Source organism: Kitasatospora sp. NPDC004272 (genome assembly GCF_053603035.1).
Map to the genome: position 1 here is coordinate 17,616 of NZ_JBSGET010000105.1, position 11,579 is coordinate 29,194.

General features: G+C 76.7%; 12 protein-coding genes. 6 read left to right on the forward strand and 6 right to left on the reverse strand.

Annotated features, from left to right (window positions below; all coding sequences use genetic code 11):
- Positions 1-44: 44 nt before the first annotated feature.
- The 6 genes from ACWEO5_RS27365 to ACWEO5_RS27390 form a co-directional block, all read right to left on the reverse strand.
- Entirely contained in the window at positions 45-2,831 is a 2,787-nt protein-coding gene (locus tag ACWEO5_RS27365; RefSeq protein WP_452164886.1) for a discoidin domain-containing protein, read from the reverse strand.
- A 159-nt stretch (positions 2,832-2,990) separates the two neighbouring features.
- The gene (locus ACWEO5_RS27370; protein WP_452164887.1) at positions 2,991-3,521 is read right to left on the reverse strand and encodes a glycosyltransferase; all 531 of its coding nucleotides are present in this window, start codon (positions 3,519-3,521) and stop codon (positions 2,991-2,993) included.
- Positions 3,522-3,630: 109 nt separating this feature from the next.
- Positions 3,631-3,954, reverse strand: a complete 324-nt coding sequence (locus tag ACWEO5_RS27375; RefSeq protein ID WP_452164888.1) for a hypothetical protein — start codon at positions 3,952-3,954, stop codon at positions 3,631-3,633.
- Positions 3,955-4,053: 99 nt separating this feature from the next.
- Positions 4,054-4,362 carry a hypothetical protein gene (locus tag ACWEO5_RS27380; RefSeq protein WP_452164889.1) on the reverse strand — a complete coding sequence of 103 codons (309 nt, stop codon included), beginning with the start codon at positions 4,360-4,362 and terminating at the stop codon, positions 4,054-4,056.
- Positions 4,363-4,553: 191 nt separating this feature from the next.
- Positions 4,554-4,856, reverse strand: a complete 303-nt coding sequence (locus ACWEO5_RS27385) for a DUF3040 domain-containing protein (RefSeq protein ID WP_452164890.1) — start codon at positions 4,854-4,856, stop codon at positions 4,554-4,556.
- Between the two features lie 24 nt (positions 4,857-4,880).
- Positions 4,881-5,423 carry a DUF4383 domain-containing protein gene (locus tag ACWEO5_RS27390; protein WP_452164891.1) on the reverse strand — a complete coding sequence of 181 codons (543 nt, stop codon included), beginning with the start codon at positions 5,421-5,423 and terminating at the stop codon, positions 4,881-4,883.
- 340 nt (positions 5,424-5,763) lie between these two features.
- Here ACWEO5_RS27390 and ACWEO5_RS27395 point away from each other — a divergent pair, with 340 nt between their 5' ends.
- The 6 genes from ACWEO5_RS27395 (at position 5,764) to ACWEO5_RS27420 (ending at position 11,509) form a co-directional block, all read left to right on the forward strand.
- The gene (locus ACWEO5_RS27395) at positions 5,764-6,201 is read left to right on the forward strand and encodes an SRPBCC family protein (RefSeq protein ID WP_452164892.1); all 438 of its coding nucleotides are present in this window, start codon (positions 5,764-5,766) and stop codon (positions 6,199-6,201) included.
- A 185-nt stretch (positions 6,202-6,386) separates the two neighbouring features.
- Complete coding sequence (locus ACWEO5_RS27400; RefSeq protein ID WP_452164893.1) at positions 6,387-7,706, forward strand: NAD(P)/FAD-dependent oxidoreductase; 1,320 nt, start codon at positions 6,387-6,389, stop codon at positions 7,704-7,706.
- A 44-nt stretch (positions 7,707-7,750) separates the two neighbouring features.
- Positions 7,751-8,677: a DUF1365 domain-containing protein gene (locus ACWEO5_RS27405; RefSeq protein ID WP_452164896.1), complete on the forward strand. Its 927-nt coding sequence runs from the start codon at positions 7,751-7,753 to the stop codon at positions 8,675-8,677.
- A complete protein-coding gene (locus ACWEO5_RS27410; RefSeq protein WP_452164894.1) occupies positions 8,674-9,939 on the forward strand; it encodes a class I SAM-dependent methyltransferase in 1,266 nt (421 codons plus the stop codon). The genes ACWEO5_RS27405 and ACWEO5_RS27410 overlap by 4 nt, the downstream gene beginning before the upstream one ends.
- A gap of 56 nt (positions 9,940-9,995) precedes the next feature.
- A complete protein-coding gene (locus ACWEO5_RS27415; RefSeq protein WP_452164897.1) occupies positions 9,996-10,748 on the forward strand; it encodes a DUF1295 domain-containing protein in 753 nt (250 codons plus the stop codon).
- 179 nt (positions 10,749-10,927) lie between these two features.
- Positions 10,928-11,509, forward strand: coding sequence for an AAA family ATPase (locus ACWEO5_RS27420; RefSeq protein WP_452164895.1), 582 nt, complete (start codon positions 10,928-10,930; stop codon positions 11,507-11,509).
- The last annotated feature ends 70 nt before the right edge of the window (positions 11,510-11,579 follow it).

Consider the following 11,579-nt stretch of genomic DNA (forward strand, 5'->3'; position numbering starts at 1 on the left):
ACCCTCCCGCAGGGGGTCCGGGCCACCGGGGCGGAACGGGGGAACTACTGCTGCCAGAGCTGGAGTTCGGAGAGCTGCCCGGCGGGCCAGCCGGTGTTGGCGGTGACCTGGACCCGGACGTAGCGGGCCTGGGCGGCGGGGAAGGCGATGGTGACGGTGTTGTCGGCGGCCGGGTCGAAGAGGTAGGGGGCGGACGCCTTCAGCGGGGTGAAGGCGGTGCCGTCGGTGGAGCCGAGCAGGGTGAGGGTCTGGGTGCGGGCGCCCCAGCCCGCGGGCAGCCGCAGCACGGCGCGGGAGAGCGTGCGGGTGGTGCCGAGGTCGACCTGGGCCCACTGCGGGAGGGCGTTGTTGGTGCTCTCCCAGTAGCTGGCGCGGTTGCCGTCGGTGAGGTTGCCGGAGCCGTACACGTCGGTGTGCGAGGACTCGGCGGTGGGCCGGCCGGCCGCCAGGTCGGTCGCGGGCGGGGCGGAAGTGCCTTGGAAGCGCAGGCTGTTGAGGTTCCATCCGCCGGTGTCCTGGACCAGGGTGAGCACCTGGCGTCCGGCGGGCAGGGTGAGCCGGGCGGTGGCGTCGGCCCAGGTCTGCCAGTCGCCGGTGGCGGGCAGGCCGACGGCGCCGGTGAGGTTCGTACCGGTGGCGTCCGCCAGGTGCAGGGCGCCGGTGACGGCGGCGGGCGCGGCGTACCGGAGGGTGAGGGTGTACGTTCCGGCGGTGGCGACGTCGACGGTGTAGCGCTGCCACTGGCCGCCGGAGGTCCAGCCGAGGCCGTAGCCGCCGCCGGTGTCGGTGATCGCCTCCAGGTCGACGCCGTCGGCCCGGTAGCCGTTGGCGGTGCCGTTGACGGTGTTGACGAAGTAGCCGGTGCCGGGGCCGCCGGTGTCGTAGTCCTCGGCCTGCACGGTGCCGGGCACCGCGGCGGGCGAACCGCCGTACGGGGCTTCGGGGTCGGCACCGCCGCCGCCCCAGCTGTTGCCGCTCGCGGTGACGGCGAAGGCGGGCGAGTTGTTGCGGTAGGCGGTGGCGCCGGGGGCGCTCAGGCCGGTGACGGTGTTGTCGGTGAGGGTGGCCGAGCCGGTGGGCGCGGGGTAGAACGGCGGGGCGACCACGAAGCCGTTGCGGCCGGGGGAGGTGACGGTGTTGTCGCGCAGCACGGTGTTGGTGGAGGCGGACAGGCCGACGCCGTCGTACAGCGGGTTCAGCACGGTGTTGCCGGTGACGGTGACCCGGTCGACGGTGCCGGTGTTCTGGCCGTCGCCGCCGTTGCCGACGTGCAGCGCGGGCTGGCCCTGGTCGTAGCCGTTGCCGCCGGAGCGGACCACGGTGTTGGCGTTCAGGGTGGCGCCGAGCAGGTCGCTGCCGTTGACGCCGAACCGGCCCGCGCCGAGGCCGATGTAGCGGGCGGTGTCGGAGATCAGGTTGTGCTCGATCAGGTGGCCGCTGCCGCCGTAGACGCCGATGCCCTTGCCGCCCCAGGGTGCGACGACCGTGTTGCGGGTCATGGTGATCCGGGCCATCGGCGTGTAGTACGTCCGGTTGCCGTTGCCGTCGGTGTTGTAGTTCACCGAGTTGACGGCCATGCCGTCGTCGCCGGTGCCGCGGACGAAGTTGTTCGCGGCGGTGATGTCGCTGCCGACCGAGTTGCCGAGCGAGACGTTGTTGACGTTGATGCCGTCGGCCCAGACCGCGGTCACCCGGGCGTTGCGGACGCTGCCGTTGGTGCCGGACGCCCAGTAGCCGGACTCGACGTGCTGGCTCCAGATGCCGTCGGCGCTCCAGCCGTCGCCGGTGGTGTCCATCGCCCCGCCGCCGCCGTCGACCGTCTCCCGGCTGGTGGAGTCGGAGTCCAGGTGGAAGCCCTGGACGTGGGTGGAGGTGAGGTTGAACAGGGCGGCCAGCGGCGTGCTGTTGGGCAGCGGGACGTCCCGGTAGATCGTCGAGTACCACTGGCCGGCGCCGACGATGGTGATGCCCTTGGCGGTCAGGCCGGTGGTGCCGCGCAGGTAGAAGGTGCCCGGCGGGATCCACAGGGTGCGCTGCTGGGCCTGCGCCTGGTCGATGCAGGTCTGGATGGCGGCGGTGGAGTCGACGGCGTCGGGCGCGGCCGAGCCGTTGGTCGGGGTGCTGCTCGCGACGGCGCCGCAGTCGGTGATCGACAGCGATCCGGCGGGCCGGGCGGCGGGCGGCGGCGGGTTCTCCGCGTCCAGCACGTCGATGTCGTAGTACGCGGCGGTGTTGGCGGCGTCCTTGCGCAGTTCGACGGTGCTGCCGGGGGCGATCGGGGGGCCGGTGACGAAGGTGTGCGCCTCGTCGAAGAAGTCGCGCGGGTCGCCGTCGGCGGGGTTCTGGTCGCTGCCGTTGTAGTGGCCGTCGCCGCCCTCGTAGAACCAGCTCTGCCGGGAGTTGAGGTTCAGCGCCTGGCGGAACGCCCCGTCCACGTACAGGTTCAGGGTGGCGGTGCTGCCGCCGCCGGCCGCGGAGTCCGGGATGCTCTCGCGCAGGTTGATCGCGCTGACCGGCCCGCCGGTGGTGTTCGTCCAGCGCACCCCCTGCCCGGTGGCCGCCAGGTGCACGTACGCGTGGCCGGAGGCTTCCAGCGCGGCGCTGGAGTACCGGGTGGTGGGCGTGGCGGTCAGCGCGACGACGGCGGCGCCGCCGGTCGGGGTGCCCGCCTCGGCCTCGAACTGGACGAACGGGAGGGTGGCGCCCGCGCTGTCGGCCGCGGCGGCGGCCGTGGTGGTGACGGCGGTGGCGGTGGCGAGGGCGGTGGCCAGCAGCGCGGTGGTGGCGAGCAGGGCGGTGCGGGCGCGGCGCGGGGCGGCGGGCGGTCTCATCGGGTCCCTTCCTGGGCGTGCGCGGGGCGCGCTCCGCGGAGGCGCGGGCGCGTGGGGCGGGGAGCGGCGGGACAGCAGCGAACGTAATCCCGTTGACATGAATCCGCAATGCCCGGATCGGATCGCGCAAAATCCCAACTACCCGCGCGCACGCCGCAGTCAGCGCCCCGGGCGGCGCCGCCCGTCGGCCGGCACCACCCGGGTGCGGTCGGTGCCGGGCGGCAGCGCCGCGTTCAGCGCGTCGTACGCGGCGTTCAGCGCCTCGCCCTTGCCGAGCCGGGTGTTCGGGCGGCGGCGCTGGACCAGGTGGATCGCCGGGTCCCGGACGGCGGCCCAGCGGACGATGTCGCCGGTGCGGTCCGCGGAGTCGTCGTCGATCACCCAGATGTGCGCCTCGGGGCAGGAGCGGCGCAGGTGGACCAGGGTGTCGCCGATCACCGCCTCCTCGTCCCGGCAGGGCACGAACAGGTGCCACTCGTAGTCGGCCGCCTTGCCGGGCCGCCGGGTGCGGCGCACCAGCAGCGCGGCCCGGTCGGCCAGGGCGAGGAAGGTGGGGTGGTCGACGGGGTCGACGGCGGTGACGCCGGCCAGCAGGTGCGCCATGCCGAACTCCTCGACCCGGGCCCGGGTGCGCGGGTGCAGCGGCAGCAGCACCGGGCGGCCCGGCGCGGACGGCGTCGGCCCAGTCACCGACCGCACCACCGCGCGCCACCGGGCACCGGCCGCGCACCGGCCGCGCACCGGGGTACGGCTGGGGGTGCCGGAAGGCGGTGGCGGTGGCGGTGGCGGGCGGGCCGGGTCACCCCAGGCCGAGGGCGGCGCGCAGCCGTCCGCGGGTGGCGGCGGCGGCCTCCCGGGTGACGGGGTCGTCGCTGCCGAGGGCGTCGCCGAGCAGCAGGTCGGCGGCGGCGACCACGGCGGCGGGGAGGACGACCTCGCGCAGGCCGAGCAGTTGGGCGGCGGCCTGGTGCCCGAGCGACGGCGGGTCGGCGGGCCGTACCTGGGGGCCGGACGGCCGTCCCGGCGGGGCGGGCGGGCGGCCGTGCGGATCGGCGGGGTCGGGGACGCGCGGGGGCGCCGACACCGGGTGCCCGCCCTGCGGGCGGCGCGGTTCGTTGATCACGGGCATGTTCCGTCCAACGGGTCACGGGCCGCGACGGTTACGCGGCCGGAACGTTCGGGTGGCCCGACGGGCCGGGCGGAGCCGGGCCCGGGCGGGGGTTCAGGAGGCGTGCCGGTCCCGGGTGGCGGCGGGTGCGGGGGCGCCGAGGGCGGGGCGTTCGGGGCGCGGGGCCAGCGTGCGGATCCCGGCCGGGGCGCGGGCGGGCTCGGCGGTGCTGTGCGCGGCGCGGATCCACCGGGCCAGGGCGTGGGCGAACTCCGGTCCGATCGCGGCGGCGTGCTGCAACTGGTCCAGGTCCCCGGGCCGGAGCGGCACTCCGGCCTCCGAGAGGGCGGCCAGCAGGGGTTGCAGCTGCGTCCACTGGAGGCGGACCACGGGCAGCGGGCTGGTATGTGCAGGCTCTGTCACGCCCGTTCCAACTTCCGACCCCCGCCGGGGTCACGGCCGGTCCGCCCGGTTCCACCGCAGGGTGCAACGGCGCTCCGGCCGCCCGGGAGGACGACCCGGAGACGACCCGGGGACGACCCGGGGACGACCCGGGGACGGCTCGGGGGCGGCTCGGGGGACGACCCGGGGACGGCTCGGGGGACGGCCCGCCGTCAGCGGAGGCGCAGCCCGGCCAGCCGCCGCAGCGCGAGCCCGCCCAGCAGCGCGGCCCCGGCGGCGAGCAGCGCGGCGGTGAGCGGTTGCGGCCCGCCCGCCCCGGCCCACAGTGCTCCGGCGGCCGTCAGGACGGCCAGCAGGGCGACGGCGACGACCAGCGGGCCCGGACGGGCGGCGAGCCGGACGGCCCGCCCGGGCCGGCGGCGCAACCGCCGGTCCAGGCGGGGGTCGGTTCGGCGCAGGTGGTGTTCGATCTCGGCGAGCAGGACGCGTTCTCGGGCGGTGAGTCGGGTGTCCATCGGGGTCCGCCACCTCTCCGGGCGTCAGCCGGGGTTGCCGGGCAGTGCGGTCCGCCGGCCGGCGGACCCGACGGGCAGCGCGGTGGCGGACCGGGTGGCGGGCGCGGTCCCGGGGTGGCGGCGGAGCCAGTACGGGTTGTCGTGCGGGAGCCCGCCGCTGACCCGGCCGTACATGCCGCAGGTGGCGATCAGCAGGCCCGCCGCGAAGCTGAACAGGACGTTCGGGACGCGGAAGGCGAGCAGGTTGGCCGGGGAGTCCAGCAGCGCGAGGTTGACGAACCCGCTGAGCACGAACAGCGTCCCGACCGCGATGGTGACGGTGGAGGCGGTGCGCCCGCCGATCAGGGCCGCGGCGAGCAGCACGGCGGCGGTGACGATCGAGACGGTGCTGAGCAGGCCATTGCCGGAGAGTCCGGCGACGCGTTCGCCGCGCGTCCCGAAGTAGGGCAGGCCGTCGGCGAGGCCGAGGGCGCCGAAGGCCAGCAGCACCAGGGCGCACAGGCCGGCCCCGAGGCGGTGGGTCCGGGACAGCCGGCGGTCGGCGGTGGACGGGTCGTGGCGTTCCATGGCGGTTCTCCTCTCGCTGCGGCGGGCCGGGCCCTCCGCGGTTGCCCCTCCTGCCGGAAAGGCTTCGCCGTCGACCGGGCGGACGTCCTCCCGCAACGCTGGTGCAGCGCTTCGGGACCGTCCGGCGCTCCCTCACCGCCGCCCTCGACCTGGCCACCCGAGCCGTCACCCGCTGACCACGCCCCCGGCAAGCCGGACCCCACCCGCCTCGGGCACGGCTCGGTGACACCGCCGACCGCCCTCGGCCCGGTGACTCAAGCCCCCGCCCCATCAGCCCCCGCCCCATCCGTTCGTCGTCCGGCTCCGAATCACCCGGTCGTCCCCTGAGCGAGGAGGTCCGGTGATCGAGGTGGTGCGGGAGATGCGGACGGTGTGCCCGGCGGGCGGGGTGCTGGAGTACCTGGCGGACTTCGGGCACGCCGCCGAGTGGGATCCGGGGACGGTGGAGTGCGTCCGGTTGGGGGCGGGCGGGTCGGTGGTGGGGGCGCGGTGGCAGAACGTGTCGGTGTTCCGGGGGCGGCGCAGCGAGTTGGTGTACCAGCTGGTGGCCCGGGAGTCGGACCGGTTGGTGTTCGTCGGGCGGAACCGGACGGTGACGGCCACCGACGAGATCCTGGTGGATCCGGACCGGGACGGGGCCGGGGCCGTGCTGCGCTACCGGGCCCGGTTGCGGTTCCACGGGCTGGCGCGGCTGGCGGAGCCGTTGCTGCGGCGGGAGTTCGAGCGGTTGGCCGACGCGGTGGAGCAGCGACTGCCCGAGGTGCTGGACCGGCTCTGACCGGGGCCGGGCCGGGTGGTGGCCCGTTCGGAGCAATCCGGGCGGGGGGCGGCGCCGAATGCGGGCTGTGAGGGCCGCCGCGGGCGGTCCGCGAGCAGGGGAGGATCGACGTGACGACACTCGGCACCGTTTCCGCCGGGGGGTCCGTCCCCCCGGCGCCGCGCCGCCGGCCGCCGGTGCGGCGGGTGGCCGTGGTGGGCGCGGGGGTGGCGGGGCTGAGCGCGGCGTACGCGTTGGCGCGGGCCGGGGTGGCGGTGGAGCTGTTCGAGGCGGACGGTCGCCTGGGCGGGCACGCGCACACCCAGCGGACCACCGCCGCGGACGGCCGGGAGCTGGCCCTGGACACCGGTTTCCTGGTGCACAACACCCGTACCTACCCGGAACTGGTGCGCCTGTTCGGTGAGTTGGGGGTGCGGACGCAGGAGAGCGACATGAGCATGTCGGTGTCCTGCGCGGGCTGCGGTCTGGAGTACGCGGGCGCCCGCGGCCCCTCCGGGCTGCTGGCCACGCCGGGCAACCTGGCCCGCGGCCGGTACCTGCGGATGCTCGGCGAGGTGCCGCGCTTCCACCGGCTGGCCCGCGCCCTGCTCGCCGACCCGGAACAGGACGGCCGGGGGCCGGACGACCGGGGGCGGAGCGGACAGGAGCAGCCCGAGCCGAGCCTGCGCGAGTTCCTGGCCGGGCACGGCTTCTCGGCGTACTTCACGCAGCACTTCATGACGCCGGTGGTGTCCGCGGTCTGGTCCTGCGCGCCCGACCTGGCCGGTGACTACCCAGCCCGCTACCTGTTCGCGTTCCTGTCCAACCACGGCCTGTTGAGCGTCACCGGCTCGCCGACCTGGCGCACCGTGGTCGGCGGCTCGGCCGCGTACGTGGAGCGGATCGCCGCCCACCTGGCCGCGCACTCCGGCACCGTGCACCGGTCCGCGCCGGTGCGCGCGGTGCGGCGGCACCCGGACGGCGTCACGGTGAGCACCGAGGACGGGCGGTCCGCGCCGGCGGACGCGGTGGTGGTCGCCGTCCACGCCGACCAGGCGCTGCGACTGCTGGCCGACCCGACCCGGGCCGAGCAGGAGGTGCTGGGCGCCTTCGCCTACTCCCGCAACCCGACGGTGCTGCACCGGGACGCCTCGCTGCTGCCCCGGTCCGCCTGGGCCCGCGCGTCCTGGAACTACCGGATGCCCGACTGCGACGCGCCCTCCGACCGGGTCCGGGTCAGCTACCACCTGAACCGGCTGCTGCGGCTGGGCGGCGCCGAGGACTACCTGGTCACCCTGAACGAGGACGGCCACTCCCCCGTCCCCGAGCCGCTGGTGGTCTCCCGCACCGTCTACGAGCACCCGATCTACACCGCCCGCACGGTCGCCGCCCAGCGGCGGCTGCCCGAACTGGCCACCGGCCGCACCGCGTTCGCCGGGGCGTACCACGGCTGGGGGTTCCACGAGGACGGCTGCCGCTCCGGCCTGGCCGCCGCCCGCCGACTGCTGGCGGCGGTCGCCCCGTGAGCCTGAACGACCCCTCGCACGCGCCGGACGCCGCACCCGCCGCACTGCCCGGCCGGTGGGGCGCGGTGCTGTACGAGACCCGCACCACGCACGTCCGGGCCGAGCCCCGCCGGGTCTTCCGGCACCGCGGCTACCTGTGGCTGGTCGATCTCGACCGGCTGCCCGAACTGCCGTGGCCGCTGCGCCCGTTGGCCCGCTTCCTGCCCCGCGACCACACCCTCGACGGCAGCCCCGACGGCAGCCCCGACGAGAGCCCCGGCGGCATCCGGCGCGACCTGGAGCGCCACCTCGCCGCGCACGGCCTGGAGCTGGGCGGTGGCCGGGTGCTGATGCTCACCCAGGCCCGCTCGCTCGGGCACGTGTTCAACCCGCTGACGGTGTACTGGTGCCGGGACGCGGCGGGCGCGCCGCTGTGCACCGTCGCCGAGGTGCACAACACGTACGGCGGGCGGCACCGCTACCTGCTGCGGGCGGACGCCGCCGGGTGGGCGCGGAGCCCGAAGGAGTTCTACGTCTCGCCGTTCCTGCCGCTCGACGGCCACTACGACCTGCTGCTCCCCGAACCGGATCCGCACCCGCGCCCGGCGCCGGACCGCGCCGGAGCCGGAACCGGAACCGGCTCCGAACCCGGAGCCGGGACCGCCCGCCTGCACCTGGCCGTCCGGCTGGAGCTGCCCGGCGGGCGGGCGTTCACCGCCACCGTGACCGGCACCGGCCGCCCGGCCGGCCCGGCCGCGCTGCTGCGGGCCGTCGTCCGGCACCCGTTCGCGACCTTCGCGGTCAGTTTGCGGATCCGGACCCAGGGCATCCGCCTGTGGCTGCGCGGCCTGCCCGTCCACCCCCGACCCACCGGCCCGCCCACCGGCCCGCCCGCCGGTCGGCCCACCGGTCGGCCCGGCACCCGTCCGGCCGGCCGCCCCGACACCCGTCCCCGTCCCCGTCCCCGCACCGGAGAGGCCCCGCCCGCATGACCGTCACCACCGCCCCGCTCCCGTCCGCCGTCGACCCGGTGCGCTGGCCGGACGTCGCCCGGGTGCCGCACGCCCCGCTGCGGGCCGCGGCGGCCGGACGGCTGCTGCGCCGGGCGGCGGCCCGGCGCGGCCTGCGGGTCGAACTCCCGGGCGGGCGGCCGCTGTTGCCCGCCCCGCCCGGCGCGCCGGTGCTGCGGCTGCACCGCCCGGAGGCGTTCCTGCACCGGGTCGGCGCGGGCGGGCTGATCGGCTTCGGCGAGTCCTACCAGGCGGGCGACTGGGACAGCCCCGACCTGGCCCGGCTGCTGACCGTGCTGGCCGCCCGCCCGGAGACCCTGGTGCCGCCCGGCTCCGGCCTGCTGCGCCGGCTGTACGTGCGGCGGCCCCCGGCGGCGGAGCTGTCCACCGCGGACAACGCGCAGCACAACATCCACCGGCACTACGACCTGTCGAACGAGCTGTTCGCGCTGTTCCTCGACCCGACCCTGTCGTACTCCTCGGCGGTGTTCTCCGACCCGTCCCCCGCCACCCGCTGGGCCGACCTGGTGCCCGCCCAGCACCGCAAGATCGACCGGCTGCTCGACCTGGCCCGGGTCGGCCCCGGCACCCGGCTGCTGGAGATCGGCACCGGCTGGGGCGAACTGGCCCTGCGGGCCGCCGCCCGCGGCGCCCGGGTGACCACCCTGACCCTCTCCGCCGAGCAGCTCGTGCTGGCCCGCCGCCGGATCGCCGACGCGGGGCAGTCCGAGCGGGTCGACGTCCGGCTGTGCGACTACCGGCAGGCCCGGGGCTCGTACGACGCGATCGTCAGCTGCGAGATGATCGAGGCGGTCGGCCGCCCGTTCTGGCCCGCCTACTTCACCGCCCTGGACGGGCTGCTCGCCCCCGGCGGCCGGGTCGCCCTGCAGGCCATCACCATGCCGCACGACCGGATGCTGGCCAGCAGCGGCACGTACACCTGGATCCTCAAGTACGTGTTCCCCGGCGGCCAGATCCCCTCGCTGCGGGCGATCGCCGACACCGCCGCCGCGCACACCCGGCTGCGGGTGGACAGCGCGGACGCGTACGGGCCGCACTACGCGGAGACCCTGCGGCTGTGGCGGGAGCGGTTCACGGCCGAGGCCGGGCCGGTCGCGGCGCTGGGCTTCGACGAGGTGTTCCGGCGGATGTGGGAGCTGTACCTCGCCTACTCGGAGGCCGGGTTCCGCTCCGGCTACCTGAACGTCCACCAGGTGCTGCTGAGCCGGGACGGCCTGCGGTGAACGCCGCCGCGTTCGGCGTCGGCGCGGCCTGCGCCGCGGGCGTGGCGCTGCTCGTCATGCTGGCCGCGTTCGCGGTCGGGGTGCGCACCGGCCGGCACCGCGGCGTGGACGTGGCCTGGGGCCTGGCGTTCACCGCCGTCGCGCTGGCCGGCTGCGGGCTGTCCGCCGGGTACGGCGACGGGGGCCGCCGGGCGCTGGCCACCGTCCTGGTCGCGGTCTGGGGCCTGCGGCTGGCCGCCCACCTGTGGTGGCGGGCCCGCGGCCTGCCCGAGGACGCCCGGTACGCCCGGATGCTCGCCAAGGCCCCCGCCGGCCCGGCCCGCACCCGGTACGCGCTGCGGATCGTCTACCTGCTGCAGGCCGCCCTGGTCTGGTTCGTCGCGCTCCCCGTGCTGGCCGCCCAGTACCTGCCCGACCCGCCCGGCGCCACCGCCTGGGCGGGCACCGCGCTGTGGGCGGTCGGCCTGTTCTTCGAGGCCGTCGGCGACGCCCAACTCGCCCGGTTCAAGGCCGATCCGGCCCACCGGGGCCAGGTGATGGACCGCGGCCTGTGGCGCTGGACCCGCCACCCCAACTACTTCGGCGACGCCTGCGTCTGGTGGGGCCTGTTCCTGCTGGTCGCCGACCACCCGATCGGCTGGGCCTTCGTCGGCAGCCCGCTGCTGATGACCTACCTGCTCGCCTTCGGCAGCGGCAAGCCCATGCTGGAACGCCACCTGGCCACCACCGACCGCCCCGGCTGGTCCGAGTACCTGGCCCGCACCAGCCCGTTCCTGCCGCTGCCGCCGCGCCGCAGCCCCGGCCGCTGACCGGGCGCCTGGTCGGGGCCGGCCCCGGCCAGGCCCCGACCTGCGGGGGCACGGCCGGGGCCGGCAGCCGGGCGGTCGGAGCTGGCCTGTGGTGGGCCGCCCTCCGCCCTCCGCCCTCCGCCCTCCGCCCTCCGCCCCGAGTCTCCCGGCCGGCCGCCGCCACCCGACACAATGGGTCCGTGCCGAACAACACGCCGCAGCCGCCGACCATCCGGGTGCCGGCCGGGCTCGTCGTCCTGGTCGGTCCCCCGGCCTCGGGGAAGACCAGCTTCGTCCGGGCCCTGGTCGCGGGCCGCCGGATCGACGCGGAGGCCGTGGTGTCCAGCGACGCGATCCGGGCGGAACTCTTCGGCACCTCGTCCCCCGAGGAGGCGGGATCCGACGCGGCGGACGCACGGGTCTTCGAGGAGCGCGACCGCAGGATCGCCGCCCGGCTGGCCGCCGGGAAGTGCGCGCTCGCCGAGTCGACGAACGTCACCCCGCAGGCGCGCGAGCGGCTGATCGCCGTCGCCGGGCGCTTCGACGCCCCGGTGACCGTGCTGCGGTTCGACCCGGGCCTCACCGACCTCCTCCGGCAGTACACCGAGCGGGGCCGCACCGACCTGACTCCGGCGGACGTCCGCGCCTACGCCGCGGTGATGGCCCGGGACGCGAGCCCCGACCGGCTCCGCTCCGAAGGCGCGGCGGCCGTCCACGACGTCCCCGGACGCCGCCAGGCGACCACGCCCGCCGGAGCGGCCGCGCGCTTCTCCTTCGCCTGACCCGGCCGGCACACACGTCCACGACCGGGCCGGAGCGGCCGGCGCGGGAGCCGGGCGGCGCCGGTCACGG

What these genes read in the sequence shown, in the direction of transcription:
- ACWEO5_RS27365 (WP_452164886.1), bottom strand. Translation starts at nt 2,831, where the DNA reads ATGAGACCGCCCGCCGCCCCGCGCCGCGCCCGCACCGCCCTGCTCGCC.
- ACWEO5_RS27385 (WP_452164890.1), bottom strand. Translation starts at nt 4,856, where the DNA reads ATGGACACCCGACTCACCGCCCGAGAACGCGTCCTGCTCGCCGAGATC.
- ACWEO5_RS27390 (WP_452164891.1), bottom strand. Translation starts at nt 5,423, where the DNA reads ATGGAACGCCACGACCCGTCCACCGCCGACCGCCGGCTGTCCCGGACC.
- ACWEO5_RS27410 (WP_452164894.1), top strand. Translation starts at nt 8,674, where the DNA reads ATGACCGTCACCACCGCCCCGCTCCCGTCCGCCGTCGACCCGGTGCGC.
- ACWEO5_RS27415 (WP_452164897.1), top strand. Translation starts at nt 9,996, where the DNA reads ATGCTGGCCGCGTTCGCGGTCGGGGTGCGCACCGGCCGGCACCGCGGC.